This is a genomic window from Azotobacter armeniacus, assembly GCF_054779355.1.
The window spans coordinates 50959-70558 of record NZ_BAAGYK010000116.1 but is presented as its reverse complement, the minus strand read 5'-3'; the positions used below and the strand labels follow the sequence as shown (position 1 = coordinate 70558).

The 19600-nt window shown below is 65.4% G+C and carries 19 protein-coding genes; 15 read left to right on the top strand and 4 right to left on the bottom strand.

Annotated features, from left to right (window positions below; all coding sequences use genetic code 11):
* Nucleotides 1-18: 18 nt before the first annotated feature.
* The 12 genes from eno to rpoS all read left to right on the top strand — a co-directional run bounded on the left by eno (nt 19) and on the right by rpoS (nt 10627).
* Complete coding sequence (gene eno, locus ACYVD0_RS15560; protein WP_460427650.1) at nt 19-1308, top strand: phosphopyruvate hydratase; 1290 nt, start codon at nt 19-21, stop codon at nt 1306-1308.
* 121 nt (nt 1309-1429) lie between these two features.
* Entirely contained in the window at nt 1430-1717 is a 288-nt protein-coding gene (gene ftsB / locus ACYVD0_RS15555; protein ID WP_460427649.1) for an FtsB/FtsL family cell division protein, read from the top strand.
* Complete coding sequence (gene ispD / locus ACYVD0_RS15550) at nt 1714-2421, top strand: IspD/TarI family cytidylyltransferase (RefSeq protein WP_460427648.1); 708 nt, start codon at nt 1714-1716, stop codon at nt 2419-2421. The genes ftsB and ispD overlap by 4 nt, the downstream gene beginning before the upstream one ends.
* A gap of 115 nt (nt 2422-2536) precedes the next feature.
* Nucleotides 2537-3652, top strand: coding sequence for an S-(hydroxymethyl)glutathione dehydrogenase/class III alcohol dehydrogenase (locus tag ACYVD0_RS15545; RefSeq protein ID WP_460427647.1), 1116 nt, complete (start codon nt 2537-2539; stop codon nt 3650-3652).
* Between the two features lie 102 nt (nt 3653-3754).
* On the top strand, nt 3755-4600 hold the full coding sequence (gene fghA, locus ACYVD0_RS15540) for an alpha/beta hydrolase family protein (RefSeq protein WP_460427646.1): 846 nt from the start codon (nt 3755-3757) through the stop codon (nt 4598-4600).
* Between the two features lie 113 nt (nt 4601-4713).
* Nucleotides 4714-5187 carry a 2-C-methyl-D-erythritol 2,4-cyclodiphosphate synthase gene (gene ispF, locus ACYVD0_RS15535; protein ID WP_460427645.1) on the top strand — a complete coding sequence of 158 codons (474 nt, stop codon included), beginning with the start codon at nt 4714-4716 and terminating at the stop codon, nt 5185-5187.
* The gene (gene truD, locus ACYVD0_RS15530) at nt 5184-6242 is read left to right on the top strand and encodes a tRNA pseudouridine(13) synthase TruD (protein ID WP_460427644.1); all 1059 of its coding nucleotides are present in this window, start codon (nt 5184-5186) and stop codon (nt 6240-6242) included. The genes ispF and truD overlap by 4 nt, the downstream gene beginning before the upstream one ends.
* Entirely contained in the window at nt 6230-6979 is a 750-nt protein-coding gene (gene surE, locus ACYVD0_RS15525; protein WP_460427643.1) for a 5'/3'-nucleotidase SurE, read from the top strand. Before truD ends, surE begins: the two co-directional genes overlap by 13 nt.
* The gene (locus ACYVD0_RS15520; protein WP_460427642.1) at nt 6979-7656 is read left to right on the top strand and encodes a protein-L-isoaspartate O-methyltransferase; all 678 of its coding nucleotides are present in this window, start codon (nt 6979-6981) and stop codon (nt 7654-7656) included. The genes surE and ACYVD0_RS15520 overlap by 1 nt, the downstream gene beginning before the upstream one ends.
* An 18-nt stretch (nt 7657-7674) precedes the next feature.
* Complete coding sequence (locus ACYVD0_RS15515; RefSeq protein ID WP_460427641.1) at nt 7675-8613, top strand: polyprenyl-phosphate transporter; 939 nt, start codon at nt 7675-7677, stop codon at nt 8611-8613.
* Between the two features lie 59 nt (nt 8614-8672).
* Nucleotides 8673-9527, top strand: coding sequence for a M23 peptidase family protein (locus ACYVD0_RS15510; RefSeq protein WP_460427640.1), 855 nt, complete (start codon nt 8673-8675; stop codon nt 9525-9527).
* Between the two features lie 95 nt (nt 9528-9622).
* Entirely contained in the window at nt 9623-10627 is a 1005-nt protein-coding gene (rpoS, locus tag ACYVD0_RS15505; protein WP_460427639.1) for an RNA polymerase sigma factor RpoS, read from the top strand.
* Nucleotides 10628-10765: 138 nt separating this feature from the next.
* Here the strand turns inward: rpoS and fdxA are convergent, their stop codons facing one another.
* The 3 genes from fdxA to ACYVD0_RS15490 all read right to left on the bottom strand — a co-directional run bounded on the left by fdxA (nt 10766) and on the right by ACYVD0_RS15490 (nt 15824).
* Nucleotides 10766-11089, bottom strand: a complete 324-nt coding sequence (fdxA, locus tag ACYVD0_RS15500) for a ferredoxin family protein (protein WP_460427638.1) — start codon at nt 11087-11089, stop codon at nt 10766-10768.
* Between the two features lie 133 nt (nt 11090-11222).
* The gene (gene mutS, locus ACYVD0_RS15495; protein WP_460427637.1) at nt 11223-13781 is read right to left on the bottom strand and encodes a DNA mismatch repair protein MutS; all 2559 of its coding nucleotides are present in this window, start codon (nt 13779-13781) and stop codon (nt 11223-11225) included.
* 345 nt (nt 13782-14126) lie between these two features.
* Complete coding sequence (locus ACYVD0_RS15490) at nt 14127-15824, bottom strand: OPT/YSL family transporter (protein ID WP_460427636.1); 1698 nt, start codon at nt 15822-15824, stop codon at nt 14127-14129.
* A gap of 269 nt (nt 15825-16093) precedes the next feature.
* Between ACYVD0_RS15490 and ACYVD0_RS15485 the strand changes: the two genes are divergently transcribed.
* The 3 genes from ACYVD0_RS15485 to recX all read left to right on the top strand — a co-directional run bounded on the left by ACYVD0_RS15485 (nt 16094) and on the right by recX (nt 18240).
* On the top strand, nt 16094-16627 hold the full coding sequence (locus ACYVD0_RS15485) for a CinA family protein (protein WP_460427635.1): 534 nt from the start codon (nt 16094-16096) through the stop codon (nt 16625-16627).
* A gap of 87 nt (nt 16628-16714) precedes the next feature.
* Nucleotides 16715-17761, top strand: a complete 1047-nt coding sequence (recA, locus tag ACYVD0_RS15480; protein ID WP_460427634.1) for a recombinase RecA — start codon at nt 16715-16717, stop codon at nt 17759-17761.
* An 11-nt stretch (nt 17762-17772) separates the two neighbouring features.
* Entirely contained in the window at nt 17773-18240 is a 468-nt protein-coding gene (gene recX / locus ACYVD0_RS15475; protein WP_460427633.1) for a regulatory protein RecX, read from the top strand.
* A gap of 239 nt (nt 18241-18479) precedes the next feature.
* Here recX and ACYVD0_RS15470 read toward each other — a convergent pair whose 3' ends face one another.
* On the bottom strand, nt 18480-19559 hold the full coding sequence (locus ACYVD0_RS15470; protein WP_460427632.1) for an LOG family protein: 1080 nt from the start codon (nt 19557-19559) through the stop codon (nt 18480-18482).
* Between the last annotated feature and the right edge of the window lie 41 nt (nt 19560-19600).

The window sequence follows — 19600 nt, the reverse complement described above, 5'->3', positions numbered from 1 at the left end:
ATGGAGTGTTGAACAACAATGGCAAAGATCGTCGACATCAAGGGACGCGAAGTGCTCGACTCCCGTGGCAATCCCACCGTGGAAGCCGACGTAATTCTCGACAATGGCATCATCGGCAGTGCCTGCGCCCCGTCCGGTGCCTCCACCGGCTCCCGCGAGGCTTTGGAGCTGCGCGACGGTGACAAGGGACGCTATCTGGGCAAGGGTGTGCTGAAGGCCGTGGCCAACGTCAATGGCCCCATCCGCGACCTGCTGCTGGGCAAGGATCCGGCCGACCAGAAGGCGCTGGACCGGGCGATGATCGAGCTGGACGGCACCGAGAACAAGGCCAGCCTGGGCGCCAACGCGATCCTCGCCGTGTCCCTGGCCGCTGCCAAGGCAGCCGCCAAGGACAAGGGCGTGCCGCTCTATGCGCACATCGCCGATCTGAACGGCACCCCGGGCGTCTACTCCATGCCGGTGCCGATGATGAACATCATCAACGGCGGCGAGCATGCCGACAACAACGTCGACATCCAGGAATTCATGGTGCAGCCGGTCGGTGCCCAGACCTTCGCCGACGCGCTGCGCATGGGTGCCGAGATCTTCCACAACCTCAAGGCCGTGCTGAAGGCCCGTGGCCTCAACACCGCGGTGGGCGACGAAGGCGGCTTCGCGCCGAACCTGGCTTCCAACGAGGACGCCCTGGCTGCCATCGCCGAAGCGGTCGAGAAGGCCGGTTACAAGCTGGGCAGCGACGTGACCCTGGCCTTGGATTGCGCTTCCAGCGAGTTCTACAAGGGCGGCAAGTACGACCTGGCCGGTGAAGGCAAGACGTTCGACGCCGCCGGTTTCGCTGACTACCTGGCCGGTCTGACCCAGCGCTATCCGATCATCTCGATCGAGGACGGCATGGACGAGTCCGACTGGGCGGGCTGGAAGGGCCTGACCGAGAAGATCGGTGCCAAGGTGCAGCTGGTCGGCGACGACCTGTTCGTGACCAACACCACGATCCTGAAAGAGGGCATCGAGAAGGGCATCGCCAACTCGATCCTCATCAAGTTCAACCAGATCGGCTCGCTGAGCGAAACCCTGGAAGCCATCCAGATGGCCAAGGCCGCCGGCTACACTGCGGTGATCTCCCACCGCAGCGGCGAAACCGAGGATACCACCATTGCCGACCTGGCCGTGGGTACCGCTGCCGGGCAGATCAAGACCGGCTCGCTGTGCCGCTCCGACCGCGTGTCCAAGTACAACCAGCTGCTGCGCATCGAGGAGCAGTTGGGCGCCAAGGCTCCGTACAAGGGGCGTGTCGAGTTCCGCGGCTGAGCCGTGACATGCCTTGGAAAGGGGCGGCGCAAGCTGCCCCTTTTCGTATGGCGGGCGAGCGAACCCATGAGCAGAGGCCTGGCGAAGCTTTTTTGCCTTCGTACCCAAGCGAAGTATCCACATGTCATTCCTGCGTAGTCATTCCTGGCTTTTCGTCGTGCTGGCCATGCTGCTGGGTGGCCTGCAGCATCGCTTGTGGGTGGGTGATGGCAGTCTGGCGCAGGTGACTGAACTGAAGCGGCAGATCGCCGAACAGCAGGGCGAGAACGAGCGCCTGCACGAGCGCAACCGGATTCTCGAGGCCGAGGTGCGGGAGCTGAAGAAGGGAATGGAAACCGTCGAGGAGCGCGCCCGCCATGAGCTCGGCATGGTCAAGGAAGGCGAGACCCTCTATCAGCTGACCAAATGAACGCCCCCGACCTGCCATCCTTCTGGGCCGTCATCCCGGCTGCCGGTATCGGCAGCCGCATGCGTGCCGACCGTCCCAAGCAATATCTGTTGCTCGGCGGAAGGACCATTCTCGAGCATACCCTCGACTGCTTCCTCGGCCACCCCCGCCTGAAGGGGCTGGCGGTCAGCCTGGCGGCAGATGACCCCTACTGGCCGCAGCTGTCCTGCGCCAGCGATGGACGCATCCTGCGCGCCGCAGGTGGCGGCGAGCGTGCCGATTCGGTGTTCAACGCTCTGCAGCTGCTCGCCGGGCAGGGCGCGGGCGCGTCGGACTGGGTGTTGGTGCACGATGCCGCGCGGCCGAACCTGGCCCGCGCCGATCTGGACCTGCTGCTTGCCGAACTGGCCGACGACTCGGTCGGCGGCTTGCTGGCGGTGCCTGCGCGGGACACCCTGAAATGCGCCGATGCCGATGGCCGGGTGCGCCAGACCGTGGACCGCTCGGTGATCTGGCAGGCCTACACGCCACAGATGTTCCGCCTCGGCGCCCTGCGCCAGGCGCTGGGCGACGCGCTGCAGGCCGGCGTGGCGATTACCGACGAGTCCTCCGCCATGGAGTGGGCCGGACAGGCGCCGCGGCTGATCGAGGGCCGCGCGGACAACTTGAAGATCACCCGCCCGGAAGACCTGCAGTGGCTAGCCCGGCGCTGGGCGGACGGCTGAGCGCGCCCCTCTTTCTCGCCGAAAGGGAGGGCGGGAATCTTTTCCGGATGACCGGTCATCCCTTCCGGTCCTTGAATTAGACTTCTGGCTTTCCAATGCATCGAGACTGTCTGTCATGACCCTTAAGTCCCGCGCCGCCGTCGCTTTTGGTCCGAAACAACCCTTGCAGATCATCGAAGTGGATGTGGAGCCGCCGAAGAGGGGTGAGGTGCTGGTGCGTATCGTCGCCTCCGGCGTCTGCCATACCGATGCCTTCACCCTGTCCGGCGACGACCCGGAAGGCATCTTCCCGACGATCCTCGGCCACGAGGGCGGCGGCATCGTCGAGGCGGTGGGCGAGGGGGTGACTTCGCTGCAGGTCGGTGATCACGTGATTCCGCTGTATACCGCCGAATGCCGCGAGTGCGAGTTCTGCAAGTCCGGCAAGACCAACCTGTGCCAGGCGGTGCGCGCCACCCAGGGCAAGGGCCTGATGCCGGACGGCACCACCCGCTTCAGCTACCAGGGTCAGCCGATCTACCACTACATGGGCTGCTCGACCTTCTCCGAGTACACCGTGCTGCCGGAAATCTCCCTGGCCAAGATCCCCAAGGACGCGCCGCTGGAGAAGGTCTGCCTGCTCGGCTGCGGCGTGACCACCGGCATCGGCGCGGTGCTCAACACCGCCAGGGTCACCGAGGGCGCCACCGTGGCGATCTTCGGCCTGGGCGGCATCGGGCTGGCGGCAATCATCGGCGCGAAGATGGCCAAGGCCAGCCGCATCATCGGCGTCGACATCAACCCGGCCAAGTTCGGCATCGCCCGCGCGCTGGGCGCTACCGACTTCGTCAATCCCATGGATCATGCCAGGCCAATCCAAGACGTCATCGTCGAAATGACCGATGGCGGCGTGGATTATTCTTTTGAGTGCGTCGGCAATGTGCAACTGATGCGCGCAGCGCTAGAGTGCTGCCACAAGGGCTGGGGCGAGTCGACCATCATCGGCGTGGCTGGTGCCGGCCAGGAGATCAGCACCCGGCCGTTCCAGCTGGTCACCGGCCGCGTCTGGCGCGGCAGCGCCTTCGGCGGCGTGAAGGGGCGCACCGAGCTGCCGAGCTACGTGGAGAAGGCGCAGAAGGGCGAGATCCCGCTGGACACCTTCATCACCCACACCATGGGGCTGGAGGATATCAACCAGGCCTTCGACCTGATGCATGAGGGCAAGAGCATCCGTACCGTCATCCACTTCTGAATGGGGAAGGCGTAGGGTTCCCGTTGATCGCGCCCATGCTTTTGCATGAGCGCGCCACTTTGGACGCTTCGCGTCCGGCCAGACAACGTTCAAGGATTGCTCATGGCCCTCGAACTGCTCTCCAGCCAGAAAAGCTTCGGTGGTCGGCACAACCGTTACCGCCACCACTCCGACACCCTGCAATGCGACATGGTGTTCGCCGTCTACCTGCCGCCACAGGCGGAGCAGGGCGGCCAACTGCCGGTGCTCTACTGGCTGTCGGGGTTGACTTGTACCGACGAGAACTTCATGCAGAAGGCCGGCGCGCACCGGCTCGCCGCCGAACTGGGGCTGGTGCTGGTCGCTCCGGACACCAGCCCGCGCGGCACCGAGGTGCCGGGTGATCCGGACGGCGCCTGGGATTTCGGCCACGGCGCCGGCTTCTATCTGAATGCTACCGAAGAGCCCTGGGCGCGGCACTACCGCATGCACGACTACGTGGTGGACGAGCTGCCGGCGCTGGTCGAGGCCAGCTTCCCGGTTTCCGGTCGGCGCGGCATCAGCGGCCATTCCATGGGCGGCCATGGCGCGCTGGTCTGTGCCCTGCGCAATCCGGGGCGCTACCGTTCGCTGTCGGTCTTCGCGCCGATCGCCAATCCGAGCGCTTGTCCTTGGGGCGAGAAGGCTTTCAGTCGCTATCTGGGCAAGGATCGCGAGACCTGGAAAGGCTGGGATGCCTGCGCGCTGCTCGCCGGGGCCCGGGAGCGTCTGCCAATCCTGGTGGACCAAGGCGATGCCGACGGCTTCCTCGCCGGCCAGCTCAAGCCCGAGGCCCTGCAGGCCGCAGCGGCAGCGGCCGGACATCCGCTGACCCTGCGCCTGCAAGCGGGCTACGACCACAGCTATTATTTCATCGCCAGCTTCATCGACGATCATCTGCGCCACCATGCCGTTGCGCTGAATCTTTAGGAGCCCGCTTGCTGGTGCTCTGACTCCCGGCAGCCTTGATCGCCAGTAGGCTGGCTCTTACCTGGCGAGACTCCTGTAGAATCACGGCCCGACTTTTCAGGGTGTTCTTCATCATGCGTATTGGCCACGGCTACGACGTGCACCGCTTTGGCGAGGGTGATTTCATTACCCTCGGCGGGGTGCGGATTCCCCACCGTTTCGGACTGCTCGCCCATTCCGACGGCGACGTGTTGCTGCATGCGCTCTGCGACGCACTGCTCGGCGCCGCGGCGCTGGGCGATATCGGCCGGCACTTCCCGGACAGCGACCCGCAGTTCAGGGGGGCCGATAGCCGCATGCTGTTGCGCCATGTGAGCGCCCTGGTGCGGGGCAAGGGCTGGCAGGTCGGCAACGTCGACGCCACCGTCGTCGCCCAGGCGCCGAAGATGGCTCCGCACATCGAGGCCATGTGTGCGCATATCGCCGCCGATCTTGCAGTCGAGTTGGATCAGGTGAACGTCAAGGCCACCACCACCGAGAAGCTCGGTTTCACCGGCCGTGAGGAGGGCATCGCCGTGTATGCGGTTGCCCTGCTGCTGCCGCTATGACGGAGCTCGAACTGCTCGGGCCCAGGGCTCATGGCAAAGCCTGCGGCCAGGCGGTGCTCAAAGCCTGCGCGGAGGACTTCCAGGTCGACGAGGTGCTGGACATCCCGCTGAGCGGGCAGGGCGAGCACCTCTGGCTGTGGGTGGAGAAGCGCGGGCTGAACACCGAGGAGGCGGCGCGGCGCCTCGCCCGCGCCGCCGGGATGCCGCTGAAGGCAATCAGCTATGCCGGCTTGAAGGATCGCCAGGCGCTGACCCGCCAGTGGTTCAGCCTGCACCTGCCGGGCAAGGCCGATCCCGATCTCGCTGCCGCGGAAGGCGACAACCTGCGCATCCTCGAGCGCGCCCGCCATTCGCGGAAACTGCAGCGCGGCGCCCATGCGGCCAACGGCTTCATCCTGCGCCTGACCGGCCTCGCCGCCGATCGTCCGGCGCTGGACGCGCGCCTGGAGCGGATCCGCCGCGAGGGGGTGCCCAACTACTTCGGCCTGCAGCGCTTCGGCCATGACGGCGGCAACCTCGCCGAAGCCCGTGCCCTCGCCGGGCGGAGAGAGCTGCCGACCCAGCGCAACCTGCGCTCGCGGCTGCTTTCGGCGGCGCGCAGCTACCTGTTCAACCGGGTGCTGGCCGAGCGGGTCGCGGCCGGCAGCTGGAACCGGGCGCAGCCTGGCGACCTCTTGGCCTTCACCGACAGCCGCAGCTTCTTCATGGCGGAGGAGGCCGAATGCGCGGACCCGCGTCTGGCGCTGCTCGACCTGCATCCTACCGGACCGCTCTGGGGGGTGGGCGACTCCCCGGCTGGCGCGGCCGGTCAGGCGCTGGAGGAGACCGTCGGCCGGAGTGAGGCGCCGCTGTGCGACTGGCTGGGAGAGGCGGGCATGGTGCACGAACGGCGCATCCTGCGCCTCCCCATCGATCGGCTGGCGTGGCATTATCCCACTACCGATATCTTGCAACTGGAATTCGTCCTGCCGGCCGGCTGCTTCGCCACTGTCGTGGTGCGCGAGTTCGTCGATCTGCTGCCGGCGGGTCAAATGGACACTTCATGCGTATTCTGATCGCCAACGACGACGGGGTGCATGCCTCCGGCATCGCCGCGCTTCACGATGCTCTGGTCGATATGGCCGAGTGCGTGGTCGTCGCACCCATCAAGGACATGAGTGGCGTCAGCAGTTCGCTGACTCTGGACCGGCCACTGCATCCGCAACGCCTGCCGAATGGCTTCATCGCCCTAGACGGTACCCCCACCGACTGTGTCCATCTGGGTCTCAACGGCCTGCTGGAGCAGGTTCCGGACATGGTGGTCTCCGGCATCAACCAGGGCGCCAACCTGGGCGACGACGTGCTCTATTCGGGAACCGTGGCGGCCGCCATCGAGGGGCGATTCTGCAACCGGCCGGCCTTCGCCTTCTCGCTGCTGTCGCACCAGCCGGACAACCTGCCGACGGCTGCGCACATCGCTCGTACCCTGGTCGAGCATCACGCGCGGCTCGAGCTGCCGCCCCGCACCGTGCTCAGCGTGAACATCCCGAATCTGCCCCTCGACCACATCCGCGGCATCCGCCTGTGCCGCCTCGGCCATCGGGCCCGGGCCAAGGCGCCGGTCAAGGTGGTCAATCCGCGCGGCAGGGAGGGCTACTGGATCTCGGTGGCCGGCGACGTCGAGGATGGCGGGCCGGGGACCGATTTCCACGCCGTGATGCAGGGCTATGTGTCGATCACCCCGCTGCAGCTCGACCGTACCTTTCATGAGGCCTTCGCTGGTCTCGACAGCTGGCTGGAGGGCCTGCTCTGATGCGCCGCTGGCATGATGGCCTGTTGCACAGTGGCATCGGCATGACCTCACAGCGTACCCGCGAGCGGCTGATCCAGCGCCTCTGCGAGGAGGGCCTGTCCAGTGCCCCGGTGCTCGAGGTAATCCGCCGCACGCCTCGCCATCTGTTCGTCGACGAGGCCCTGGCGCACCGGGCCTACGAGGACACTGCCCTGCCGATCGGCCACAACCAGACGATTTCCCAGCCCTATATGGTCGGCCGCATGACCGAGCTGCTGCTCGCTGGCGGTCCGCTGGACAAGGTGCTGGAGATCGGTACCGGTTCCGGCTACCAGACGGCGGTATTGGCGCAATTGGTCGAGCGGGTGTTCTCCGTCGAACGAATCCAGACGCTGCAGGAGCGTGCCAAGGAAAGACTGCTCGAACTCAAGCTGCGCAATGTGGTCTTTCGCTGGGGGGACGGCTGGGAGGGCTGGCCGGCGCTGGCGCCCTACAATGGCATCATGGTCACCGCTGCTGCTCCGAACGTGCCGCCAGCACTGCTGGTACAGCTGGCCCCCGGCGGTCGTCTGGTGATTCCGGTAGGTGCCGGCGACGAGCAGCAGTTGTTGCTGATCGTTCGCGAGGCCGACGATTTTCGCCGTCATATGCTGGAAACCGTGCGTTTCGTGCCTTTGCTCCAAGGCTCCTTGTTCTGACCGTTCTGGATGGACTCCGTGAAATCTTCCTTGCTTCTTTTTCTGAAGGGCGCCGCCATGGGGGCGGCCGATGTCGTGCCCGGTGTCTCGGGTGGCACCGTCGCTTTCATCAGTGGTATCTATGACGAGCTACTGCACTCCATTGGCAGTCTGCCCAGCGCCCTGCCGCTGCTGCTGCGCGGGCGCGTCGCGGAGGCCTGGCAGCGTGCCAATGCGACCTTCCTGCTGCTCCTCCTGAGCGGCATCCTGGGCAGCGTGTTCAGCCTGGCGCGATTGATCACCTGGCTGCTGGTGCATCAGCCGATCCCGCTCTGGTCGTTCTTCTTCGGCCTGATCATGGTATCGAGCTGGCTGGTCGGTCGTGAGATCAGCCGCTGGAGCTGGTCGGGCCGGCTGAGCTTCGCGCTGGGCGCGCTGTTCGCCTGGTGGATCACCGTGGCGGCGCCGATGCAATGGGGGCACGACCCCCTGAGCCTGTTCTTCGCTGGCGCCATTGCCATCTGCGCGATGATTCTGCCGGGTGTTTCCGGCAGCTTCCTGCTGGTGCTGATGGGGCTCTACAGCTTTGTGCTTGATGCGGTCAAAGGATTCGATCTGCCCGTGCTGCTGGTGTTCGCCGCCGGCTGTGCCTGTGGCCTGCTCAGCTTCGCCCGCCTGCTGAGCTGGATGCTGGACAACATGCGCAACCTGACCCTGACCTTCCTCACCGGTCTGATGATCGGCTCGCTGAACAAGGTCTGGCCCTGGAAGCAGACGCTGACCTGGCAGACCGGCAGCCATGGGGAGCCTGTGGCGATGCTGCAGGAAAACCTGCTGCCGGGCGACTTCGCCGCTATCAGCGGGCAGGATCCGCAGCTGCTGCTGGCCACTGTCCTGGCCTTGTCCGGAGTCGGGCTGGTGCTGTTCCTCGAGCGGCTGGCCGGTCGTCGCCAGCCGGCAGGCAGCGTTGCCGAGTAGCCAGGGTTCGGCAGAATTCCAGAGTTACGTCATCGGGTCATCGGAAAGGGGATGCACGGGTGAGTCTCAGAGTTTTTCAATTTCGAATTGGCGGCCGCGTTGCCCGGTTCCCTCTGGGCGGAGTCGCCTTTGTCCTGCTGCTGGCTGGCTGCGCCAGCTCTTCCCGGGACAGCGTGCAGGTGGTGGAGCGCCAGGAGGCTCCGCGCGTCACCGGCGGCCACCATGTGGTCAGCCGTGGCGAGTCGATTTCCTCCATCGCCATGCGTTATGGCTGGGAGTGGCAGGAGCTGGCGGCCCGCAATGGTATTAGCGCACCCTATGTGATCCATCCGGGACAGAAGATTTACTTCAGCCCGGCGCGTCAGATCAGCACGTCCCAGCCGGCTCGGCGGCCGACCCCATCAGGGGCTGCTGCTCCAGCAGCCCCTGCGGCGACCCCGTCTGCCGTGGCGACGGCCCCGGTCAAGCCGGCCGAAGAGAAGGTCCAGGCGAAATCCGCGACAATGGCTCCCGGCTCCCAGGCGGCGGCACCGTCCCGTTCGCCGTCCGGCTGGTCCTGGCCGGCCGACGGTCTCTTGGTGGGACGCTTTTCCTCAAACGGTAGTTTGAATAAAGGCATTGATATCGGCGGACAATTGGGCCAGCCTGTCTTGGCTGCGTCTGATGGATCGGTTGTTTACGCCGGAGGTGGATTGCGGGGTTACGGTGAACTGATCATTATCAAACACAGCGATATCTATGTCAGTGCCTATGGTCACAACCGCAGGCTGCTGGTTCGGGAAGGGCAACAGGTCAAGGCGGGGCAGACTATTGCCGAAATGGGGTCGACAGGTACTGATCGGGTGAAGCTCCATTTCGAGATTCGCCGCCAGGGCAAACCGGTGGATCCACTGCAATATCTACCTTCCCGGTGAACCGCTGCAGCCCGTTCCAGTCAGAGATAAGGGCTCAGGTGTTAGCCATTGGATGGCGGCGCCGGAGCTCGTTAACATAGCATGGGACAACAACGATGGCTCTCAATATAAAAGCAAAAGAAGCGCCGGAGTTTGATGTAGGCGACGATATGCTGCTGATGGAGTCGGAGATCGTACTGGAAGATGTCCTGGATGACGAGCCGGACCTCCCCATTGCGAAATCCAGGCAGGCGAACCTTAAGCAGCATAAATATATCGACTACAGTCGGGCGCTGGATGCGACCCAGCTTTATCTCAATGAAATCGGCTTCTCGCCGCTGCTGACCCCAGCGGAAGAGGTGCATTTCGCGCGGTTGGCCCAGCGGGGCGATCCAGCCGGGCGCAAACGGATGATCGAAAGCAACCTGCGGCTGGTAGTCAAGATCGCCCGTCGCTATGTCAATCGTGGTCTGTCACTGCTCGACCTGATCGAGGAGGGCAATCTGGGTCTGATCAGGGCGGTGGAGAAGTTCGACCCGGAACGCGGTTTCCGCTTCTCGACCTATGCCACCTGGTGGATTCGCCAGACCATCGAGCGGGCCATCATGAACCAGACCCGCACCATCCGTCTGCCGATCCATGTGGTCAAGGAGCTCAACGTCTATCTGAGGGCGGCGCGCGAGTTAACCCAGAAGCTCGATCACGAACCCACGGCGGAGGAGATTGCCAACCTGTTGGAGAAGCCGGTCGCCGAAGTCAAACGCATGCTTGGGCTCAACGAGCGGGTCACTTCGGTCGATGTCTCGCTGGGCCCGGATTCGGACAAGACCCTGCTCGACGTACTGACCGACGATCGCCCCTCCGATCCCTGCGACCTGCTGCAGGACGATGATCTGTCGCAGAGCATCGACCAGTGGCTGTTCGATCTGACCGACAAGCAGCGGGAAGTGGTAGTACGCCGCTTCGGCTTGCGCGGTCACGAGAGTTGCACGCTGGAGGAGGTGGGCCAGGAGATCGGTCTGACCCGCGAACGGGTGCGCCAGATCCAGGTCGAGGCGCTCAAGCGTCTGCGGGAAATCCTCGAGAAGAACGGCTTGTCCAGCGACGCGCTGTTCCAGTAGCGCGCGGTCCCGCCCCTTTCGCAGAGCGGAGATGGCGCTGTGCGAGGGGCGGCTCCGGTTTCCGGTTGCAGCGAAACTTGTTGCCTGTAAAAACGCAAAAGCCCGCCATTCGGCGGGCCTTTGCGTTTCGACGCGGAATCAGCGTTCGAGATGCTGCAGCTTGCCCTTAATGCCATCCCATTCTTCCGCATCCGGCAAGGCTTCCTTCTTCTCGGTGATGTTCGGCCAGACTTCCGCCAGATCGGCGTTCAGCTGGATGAATTCCTGCATGTCCTCAGGCACTTCATCCTCGGAGAAGATCGCCTGGGCCGGGCACTCGGGCTCGCAGAGCGCGCAGTCGATGCACTCGTCCGGGTGGATGACCAGGAAGTTCGGCCCTTCGTAGAAACAATCTACCGGGCAGACTTCAACACAGTCGGTGTACTTGCACTTGATGCAGTTGTCGGTGACGACGAAGGCCATTCCAGTGTTCTCCTCAGGCGCAGCTGTGGAACCGAGCCGGCTCCCTGCTTGTATGAAAGGGCCCCGGGCTTCAGGCTAAAGATCCCGGAATTCCCTGAAAGCGCGCGATTTTAACAGCTTGCTTGGGTATGCGTTAGAGCTGCGTTTTCCATGTATATAACAGCTCGAGGGCTTGGCGTGGGCTCAAATCATCCGGCCTGATACGCGCCAATTCCTCCAGCAGCGGGTGCGGCAGGCTGGCGAACAAATCGTTCTGGATTGGCGGCAGGGGTTTACCCGCCTCGTGGGGCAGGTTGGTTGTCTCCAGGCGTGTCAGGTGTTCGCGGGCGCGGGCGATCACCGCCCCCGGCACCCCGGCCAGTTGAGCCACCGCCAGGCCGTAGCTCTGGTTGGCAGGCCCCGGCAGCACGTGGTGAAGGAAGACGATGCGCTCGTTGTGCTCGGTGGCCGACAGGTGCACGTTGGCCACGGCTGGCTGGCTTTCTGCCAGTGCGGTCAGCTCGAAGTAGTGGGTGGCGAACAGGGTCCAGGCACGCAGGCCGGCCAGATGCTCGGCCGCTGCCCAGGCCAGCGACAGGCCGTCGAAGGTACTGGTCCCCCGACCGACCTCGTCCATCAGCACCAGGCTGCGCTCGCTGGCGTTGTGCAGGATGTTGGCGGTCTCGCTCATCTCCACCATGAAGGTAGAGCGGCCGCCGGCCAGGTCGTCGCTGGAGCCGATGCGGGTGAAAATGCGGTCCACCAGGGACAGCTCGCAGCTGGCTGCCGGGACGAAGCTGCCGATGTGGGCGAGCAGCACGATCAGCGCCGTCTGGCGCATGTAGGTGGATTTACCGCCCATGTTCGGCCCGGTGATGGTCAGCATCCGGGTGCTGTCGTCGAGTTCCAGGTCGTTGGCGACGAAGGGCGTGTCCAGCACCTGCTCGACCACCGGGTGGCGGCCCTGGCGGATGCGCAGGCAGGGCTCTTCGACGAAGCGAGGACGGTTCAGGTCGAGGTTCAGCGCCCGTTCGGCGAGGTCGGCCAGAACGTCCAGTTCGGCCAGGGCGGCCGCGGTTTCCTGCAGTGGCGCCAGCTGGCCGATGAGGATCTCCAGCAGCTCCTCGTAGAGCACCTTTTCCCGCGCCAGGGCGCGACTTTTGGCCGACAGGGCCTTGTCCTCGAAGGCCTTCAGCTCCGGGGTGATGAAGCGCTCGGCACCCTTCAGTGTCTGCCGGCGGATGTAGTCGGCCGGCGCCTGCTCGGCCTGCACCCGCGGCAGCTCGATGTAGTAGCCGTGGATGCGGTTGTAGCCGACCTTGAGGTTGGGCAGGCCGGTGCGCTCCTTCTCCCGCGCCTCCAGATCCATGAGGAACTGGCCGGCGTTCTCACTGAGCGACAGCAGCTCGTCCAGTTCGGCGTCGTAGCCCTGCTTGAGCACGCCGCCGTCACGGATCACCGCCGGCGGGTTGTCGATGATGGCGCGGGCCAGCAGCTCGGCCAGTTCGGGATAAGTGCGGATGCTGTCGGCCAGGGCCTGTAGGTGTGGTGCTTCCAGTGATGTCATCGCCGCCTGCAACTGCGGCAGCGCGGCAAGGGCGTCGCGCAGGCGGGCGAAGTCGCGCGGGCGGGCGTTGCGCAGGCCGATGCGGGCGAGGATCCGCTCGACATCGCCGATATCCTTGAGCTGCGGCTGCAGGCTTTCAAAGCGGTAGTTCTCCAGCAGACAGGCGACGGAGTCCTGGCGCGCCTCCAAAACGGCGCGATCACGCAGCGGGCGATTCAGCCAGCGGCCGAGCAGGCGGCTGCCCATGGCGGTCTGGCAGCGGTCGATCACTGCTTGCAGGGTGTTGTCGCGTCCGCCGGAAAGATTGATGTCCAGCTCCAGATTGCGCCGGCTGGCACCGTCGAGGATCACAGTATCGTCAAGGCGCTCGTGGCGCAGGCTACGCAAGTGCGGCAGGGCGGTGCGCTGGGTTTCCCTGGCATAGCCGAGCAGACAGCCGGCGGCGCCGATAGCCAGGTTCAGACCGTCACAGCCGAAGCCTTTGAGATCCTGGGTGGCGAATTGTTGGCAGAGGCTCTTGTGCGCACTGTCGCGGTCGAAGTCCCAGGGCGCCCGGCGGTGCGCGCCGCGGCGTTTCTCCAGCGGCAGGCCGGGCGGCCAGTCGTCGGGATATAGCAGCTCTGCCGGGTTGAGGCGCTCCAGTTCGGCCAGCAGGCTTTCCCAGCCCTTGATCTCCTGCACGCTGAAACGCCCGCTGGTGATGTCCAGCACCGCCAGACCGAACAGCCGCTCGTCACCGAGCACCGCAGCCAGCAGGTTGTCGCGGCGCTCGTCGAGTAGCGCCTCGTCGCTGACTGTACCGGGGGTGATGATGCGCACCACCTGGCGTTCCACCGGGCCCTTGGTGGTGGCTGGATCGCCGATCTGCTCGCAGATCACCACGGACTCACCGAGCTTGACCAGCTTGGCCAGATAGCCCTCGACCGAATGGAAGGGAATCCCGGCCATGGGAATCGACTTGCCGGCCGACTGGCCGCGGGCGGTGAGGGTGATGTCAAGCAGCTTGGCGGCCTTCCTGGCGTCCTCGTAGAACAGCTCGTAGAAGTCGCCCATGCGGTAGAACATCAGTTGGTCCGGATGCTCGCGCTTGAGCTTCCAGTATTGCTGCATCATTGGGGTGTGCGCGGAGAGGTCTAATTTATCCATTAAAATCAATAAGTTACAATGGTGTCTGATTTCGGGGTAGGGTAGGTTCTGGAGGTTTGCGCCATCTGCCGGTGTGTTCCCGGCTGTTCCCGGCTGTTCCGGGCAGCTCCGGGGCCAGCCGCGGCCAGGGGGCTCCCGGACCGGCAGGATGGGTTGGCGGATCCTCGTGCTCGGGGGGCGTATTCAAGCACGGTTTCACCCATCCTGGCGCGAGCGGTACGGGCTTCGTTGTGGAGACGGTTCAAGGCACTCGCTCTCGGGGAGGCCATGCATGCCGCCGGGCGCTGCCCTTCACGGCATGTTGCGGCTTCGTCGATCCTCTGCCGGCCCGCCTGCAGCCTGCCTTCAGCCCAGCATCCGCCAGAAGGAGGTGCCCACGCCGACGAGGCTTTCCCCGGCGATCAGTCCTGCCGCCGCGGCGATCACGAAGCGTTCGGCGAGCGTGCGCCAGCGAGCCATCAGCAGCCAGGCGAGCAGGGCACCGCAGGCCATCATCAGTGACAGCGAGGCGGGAATCATGAAGGCCAGGCCAAGGGCTGCGCTGCTGGGCAGGAGGCGGCCTCGCCCGGCCCCGTCGAGGCCTTCGCAGATGCCCATCAGGCTGCCGGCCAGGACGGCGACGAGCATGGCCCAGAGTGCGCTCGGCGGAATCGAGTCCAGGCCATGACCCAGCGCTTCGGCCACCGCTTTCCAGGTGGCCACCGCCGGCGCTGGCCACTCCTCGGTCAGCAGCATGCCTTGCGGGTCGGGAATCAGCGCCTGGTAGGCCAAGACGCCGACGATGCTGCCGGTGAGAATGCCGAAGCACTGCGCGACCAGCTGCCGTTTCGGTTCGGCGCCGATGGCGTGCCCGGCCTTGAAGTCGTTCAGCAGGTCGGCGCATTGCCCGGCGGCGCCACCCGCGGTATTGGCGCTCATCAGGTTGAGCGTGGTCTCCCCGGGCGCGGCCAGGCCGAAGCCCAGCTGCGAGAGCTTGCCGAGGGCGCCGATCGGTGGGATGGCCGTCTCGCCCACCACCCGCGCCGCGACCGATGCCAGCACCAAGGCCAGCGGCAGGGTCAGGACGGCCATCAGCGGGGCGATGTCGAACAGCAGGATCTGCAGCGTCACCACCAGCCCCCCGGAAAGCGCCAGGCCCAGCAGTGGCAGCACGTCCGGTCGCGGACCCAGGCTGTCGGGCAGGCGCATGCCGCCATGGCGCATCCGGGATAGCAGTCGCGTCAGCAGGCTGGCGAGGGTCGCGCTGACCATCAGGCTGACGCCGGGCCAGAGCAGCCACTCCACCAGAAGCCCGAACTGCGGGCCGGAGCTGCCGGGCGGCAGCTCGATCCGGCCGCTGATGAGCAGCCAGGGCGCCAGGGCACCCCAGGCCAGAAGGGCGCCGAGCAACAGCGAAAGGCCTACGCGCAAGCCGATGATGCCGCCAAAGCCGACCAGCAGCAGGGAGGGATCGAGGGTGAAGGTCAGGCGCTCGAGAAGGGGCGTTGGCGCCCAGCGCGGCAGCTGCCAGAGAAAGCCGTCGATCCATTTCAGCCCGCCCGAGAGCAGCGCGGCGGAGGACAGCATGGCGATGCGTTTCACCGCCTCGCCGCCGTGGCTGAAGATGTCCTGCATGGTTTCCAGAGTCGCCATGCCGGCTGGAAAGCGTAGCGGCGAGTCGAGGATCAGCGGGCGACGCAGATACCAGGCGACCCAGATGCCGAGCAGGCTCACCGAGAAAACCCAGACGATCAGGGGCAGGGTGTCGATCTGCTGGCCGCTGATCAGGGTGTAGGCGGGGATGGGCGCGACCAGCCCGCCGGAGATGATCGACGCGGCGGAGGAGGCAGAGGTCTGGCTGATGTTGCTCTCGCGCAGTGTCCAGGGCTCGCCATGGCGAGCCCGGAGGCGCCAGAAGCTGAAGCCGAGCAGCAGAGCGATGATCGACATATTGAACGACCAGCCGATCTTCAGCCCGGAGTAGATGTTCGAAGGGGTCAGGAGGGCGCCGAGCAGGATGCCGGTGAGGAGCGAGCGGAGGGTCAGTTCGCGTTCGGCGGGCATGACGGGACTCTCTTGGCCGGGGCGGCGCGGGAGCCGCCGGTACATGAGTCCGGCCGATCATGCATGGCTTTCGGCAGCGCGTCGACCGCGAGAGTCGCTTCATCGCCAAAAAGCAGACGGGCTTTTCCGGGCGAGTGGCGGTCGCGGGATGCCGATGGTGCCTCATCAGGGGGTGGGGTAGACCGCACGTTGCCGCGCCGGCTCTTGCCTGCGGAGGGCACTGGTGTAGGGTATTGCCCTGCTGCGATTCAGCCCGGAGGCTACCTACCATGGATGAAATCACCCACTTGGCCCGTGAGCTTGGCGAAAGGCTGCTCGTACAGGGCGAGCAGGCGAGTACTGCCGAGTCCTGCACCGGCGGCGGCATCGCCGAGGCGATCACCCGCATCCCCGGCAGTTCGGCCTGGTTCGAGGCCGGCTACGTCACCTATTCGAACCGCCAGAAGACTGCCCAGTTGGGCGTACCGATCGATCTGCTCGAGCGGTTCGGTGCGGTCAGCCGGGAGATCGTCGAAGCCATGGCGCGCGGTGCTCAGGCGCGGAGCGGTGCCCGCTACGCTGTGGCGGTGAGCGGCGTTGCCGGGCCCGATGGCGGTTCGCCGGAGAGGCCGGTCGGCACCGTCTGGCTGGCCTGGGCCGACGGCAAGCGGCTGTTTGCGATGTGCCGGCGATTTCCCGGCGACCGCGACGAGGTGCGCCGACGAACGGTGCAGGCCGCCCTGGCCGGCTTGATTCGCCTGGTTGCCGGCGAGGCGCCCGAAGGAAGTGCTCGGCATCACGGAAATGGGCTGGCGTTGGGGTAGGCGAGCGGACTTTTCCTGTGCTCTAATACTGTCTACTTATACAGTCTGAGGTGGCCGCAAGGCTCTCCTGAACACGCGAGGTCTCTGATGGACGAGAACAAGAAGCGCGCCTTGGCTGCGGCCCTGGGCCAGATCGAAAAGCAGTTCGGCAAGGGCGCGGTGATGCGCATGGGCGACCACGAGCGCCAGGCGATTCCGGCCATTTCCACCGGCTCTCTGGGGCTGGATATCGCACTCGGCATCGGCGGCCTGCCCAAGGGGCGGATCGTCGAGATCTACGGCCCCGAATCCTCCGGCAAGACCACCCTGACCCTGTCGGTGATCGCCGAGGCACAGAAGCAGGGTGCCACCTGTGCTTTCGTCGACGCCGAGCACGCACTGGACCCGGACTACGCCGCCAAGCTCGGGGTGAATGTCGATGACCTGCTGGTTTCCCAGCCGGACACTGGCGAGCAGGCCCTGGAGATCACCGACATGCTGGTGCGCTCCAACGCGGTGGACGTGATCATTGTCGACTCCGTGGCGGCGCTGGTGCCCAAGGCGGAGATCGAGGGCGAGATGGGCGATGCCCACGTCGGCCTGCAGGCGCGCCTGATGTCCCAGGCGCTTCGCAAGATCACCGGCAACATCAAGAACGCCAACTGCCTGGTGATCTTCATCAATCAGATCCGCATGAAGATCGGCGTGATGTTCGGCAATCCGGAAACCACCACCGGTGGCAATGCCTTGAAGTTCTACGCCTCCGTGCGTCTGGACATCCGCCGTACCGGTGCGGTGAAGGAAGGCGACGAGGTGGTGGGCAGCGAAACCCGCGTCAAGGTGGTGAAGAACAAGGTGGCACCGCCGTTCCGCCAGGCCGAATTCCAGATCCTCTACGGCAAGGGCATTTACCGCAACGGCGAGATCATCGACCTCGGCGTACAGCTCGGTCTGGTGGAGAAGTCCGGCGCCTGGTACAGCTACCAAGGCAACAAGATCGGCCAGGGCAAGGCCAACGCGGCCAAGTTCCTTGAGGACAATCCGGAGGCTGGTGCGGCCATCGAGAAGAGCATTCGCGACCAGCTGCTTGCCGTATCCAATGCCCGGCCGGCGGCGGTGGCCGACGAACCGGCCGACGCGGACCTCGACTACTGATGAGTTCGTCGATGAGCCTGCTCGACAGCCCCGCCGCGGTGCGGCGAGCCGCCATGGATCTGCTGGCACGTCGCGAGCACGGCCGGGTCGAGCTGGCCCGCAAGCTGGGCCGGCGCGGTGCCCCGGCGGAACTGGTCGAGGCTGCCCTCGACCGTCTGGCGGACGAGGGGCTGCTCAGCGAGTCCCGCTATCTGGACGCCTTCGTGGCCAGCCGTGCCCGGGCCGGCTACGGTCCCCTGTGGATTCGCGAGGAGTTGGCCCGGCGCGGCCTGCCGCGGCAGGCGATCGAGCAAGCGCTGCTCGAGAGTGGGTTGGACTGGGCCGAGCTGCTGACCGATACCTGGCGACGCAAGTTCGCCGGCTGCCAGCCTGGCGATGCCCGCGAGCGTGCCCGCCAGGGGCGCTTCCTCGGTTACCGCGGTTTTTCCCCCGAGATGATCGGCCGCCTGCTGCGTGGCGGCGCATCCGACGACTGCTGAGCTTCGGCGCTTCCCTGGGGCGTTTGGCTGTGTCGCATCGGCGCTGCACAGGCTGAGGCGCAGCATCCCTCCTCTTTCCGCGCAAATGGCCGAAAGCTTTCTTCAGCAATTCGAGACGAGACGGCGCGAGGCTGTTCTATGCCGCGCGCCGATTGTCGATGGAATGAGTCGCTGCGTCTGTGCAGCGGCGGTGTAGACGCCTGCGGCCTGGCTGTCCGGGCCTGGCGGCGTCGTGCGGGTCAGACCTTGACGGCCCAGTTCTGCGAAAGGTTGATGAAGTTGAGCAGTTCGCGCAGCCGGCCGTGGTCACGGGCGTTGAAGACGAAGGCCAGGCGTACCAGGTGGAGGAGTTCTGGTTCGTCCTGTTCGGTGTCGCAATCGACTTGCTGTTCGAAGGTGCCGCTCAGGCAGAGGTCGGTGAACTCGCTGCGCAGGTGCTCCAGTGCCTCTTCGTTCAGAGCGTGATGCAGGCGGATGACGAAGCGGTCCTTGATCCAGCGGCTGGAGTGGTAGTTGCGGTAGAACTGGGCGATTTCCTCGGCCGCGTCTTCGGCGCAGTTGGCCAAGTGGAGTAGGTGCATGTCGCTGGGCAGGATGTAGCGGTTGTTTTCCAGCTGCTTGCGGATGAACTGCAGGGCGTCTGCCCAGTAGGTGCCGCCCGGTTCGTCCAGCAGAACCACCGGAACCAGCGGGCTCTTGCCGGTCTGGATCAGGGTCAGCACTTCCAGCGCCTCGTCCAGGGTACCGAAGCCGCCCGGGCAAAGGATCAGCGCGTCGGCTTCCTTGACGAAGAACAGCTTGCGCACGAAGAAGAAGTGGAAAGACATCAGATTCGGCGTGCCTTCGACCGTGGCGTTGGCATGCTGTTCGAAGGGCAGGGTGATGTTGAAGCCGAGGCTATTCTCCAGCCCGGCACCTTCGTGGGCGGCGGCCATGATGCCGCCGCCGGCCCCGGTGATGACCATCAGGTTGTGGCGGGCCAGGGTGCGGCCGAGCTCGCGGGCCTGGGCGTACAGCGGGTGCTCGGACGGCGTGCGAGCCGAGCCGAACACGGTGACCTTGCGACGGCGCTTGAACTGCTCGAGGCGGCTGAAGGCCAGCTCCATTTCCCGCAGGGTCTGCAGCATGATCTTGGCGTCCCAGCGGTTGCGATCGGCCTGGGCCATGCGGATGACGGTGTAGAGCATCTCCCGATAGAGCGGGAGGTTGGGACTGGTCTCGGGAACGGTTTCATCGACCAGGGTATCGACGAGGGCATTGATATCAACGCCACTGGTCTGGAAATGACGAGAGAGGAACTCGTCCGGTTCAAAAGGCATGGACTTCTCCTTGGGCGCGGAATCTTGGCGATGCCGTGGAC

Bases quoted from the DNA above. Each gene is read 5' to 3' on its own strand.
- ACYVD0_RS15545 (WP_460427647.1), top strand. From the start codon at position 2,537: ATGACCCTTAAGTCCCGCGCCGCCGTCGCTTTTGGTCCGAAACAACCC.
- ispF (WP_460427645.1), top strand. From the start codon at position 4,714: ATGCGTATTGGCCACGGCTACGACGTGCACCGCTTTGGCGAGGGTGAT.
- eno (WP_460427650.1), top strand. From the start codon at position 19: ATGGCAAAGATCGTCGACATCAAGGGACGCGAAGTGCTCGACTCCCGT.
- mutS (WP_460427637.1), bottom strand. From the start codon at position 13,781: ATGGATAAATTAGACCTCTCCGCGCACACCCCAATGATGCAGCAATAC.
- rpoS (WP_460427639.1), top strand. From the start codon at position 9,623: ATGGCTCTCAATATAAAAGCAAAAGAAGCGCCGGAGTTTGATGTAGGC.
- ACYVD0_RS15470 (WP_460427632.1), bottom strand. From the start codon at position 19,559: ATGCCTTTTGAACCGGACGAGTTCCTCTCTCGTCATTTCCAGACCAGT.
- ispD (WP_460427648.1), top strand. From the start codon at position 1,714: ATGAACGCCCCCGACCTGCCATCCTTCTGGGCCGTCATCCCGGCTGCC.
- ftsB (WP_460427649.1), top strand. From the start codon at position 1,430: ATGTCATTCCTGCGTAGTCATTCCTGGCTTTTCGTCGTGCTGGCCATG.
- recX (WP_460427633.1), top strand. From the start codon at position 17,773: ATGAGCCTGCTCGACAGCCCCGCCGCGGTGCGGCGAGCCGCCATGGAT.
- fghA (WP_460427646.1), top strand. From the start codon at position 3,755: ATGGCCCTCGAACTGCTCTCCAGCCAGAAAAGCTTCGGTGGTCGGCAC.
- fdxA (WP_460427638.1), bottom strand. From the start codon at position 11,089: ATGGCCTTCGTCGTCACCGACAACTGCATCAAGTGCAAGTACACCGAC.
- recA (WP_460427634.1), top strand. From the start codon at position 16,715: ATGGACGAGAACAAGAAGCGCGCCTTGGCTGCGGCCCTGGGCCAGATC.
- surE (WP_460427643.1), top strand. From the start codon at position 6,230: ATGCGTATTCTGATCGCCAACGACGACGGGGTGCATGCCTCCGGCATC.
- ACYVD0_RS15485 (WP_460427635.1), top strand. From the start codon at position 16,094: ATGGATGAAATCACCCACTTGGCCCGTGAGCTTGGCGAAAGGCTGCTC.
- ACYVD0_RS15490 (WP_460427636.1), bottom strand. From the start codon at position 15,824: ATGCCCGCCGAACGCGAACTGACCCTCCGCTCGCTCCTCACCGGCATC.
- ACYVD0_RS15520 (WP_460427642.1), top strand. From the start codon at position 6,979: ATGCGCCGCTGGCATGATGGCCTGTTGCACAGTGGCATCGGCATGACC.
- truD (WP_460427644.1), top strand. From the start codon at position 5,184: ATGACGGAGCTCGAACTGCTCGGGCCCAGGGCTCATGGCAAAGCCTGC.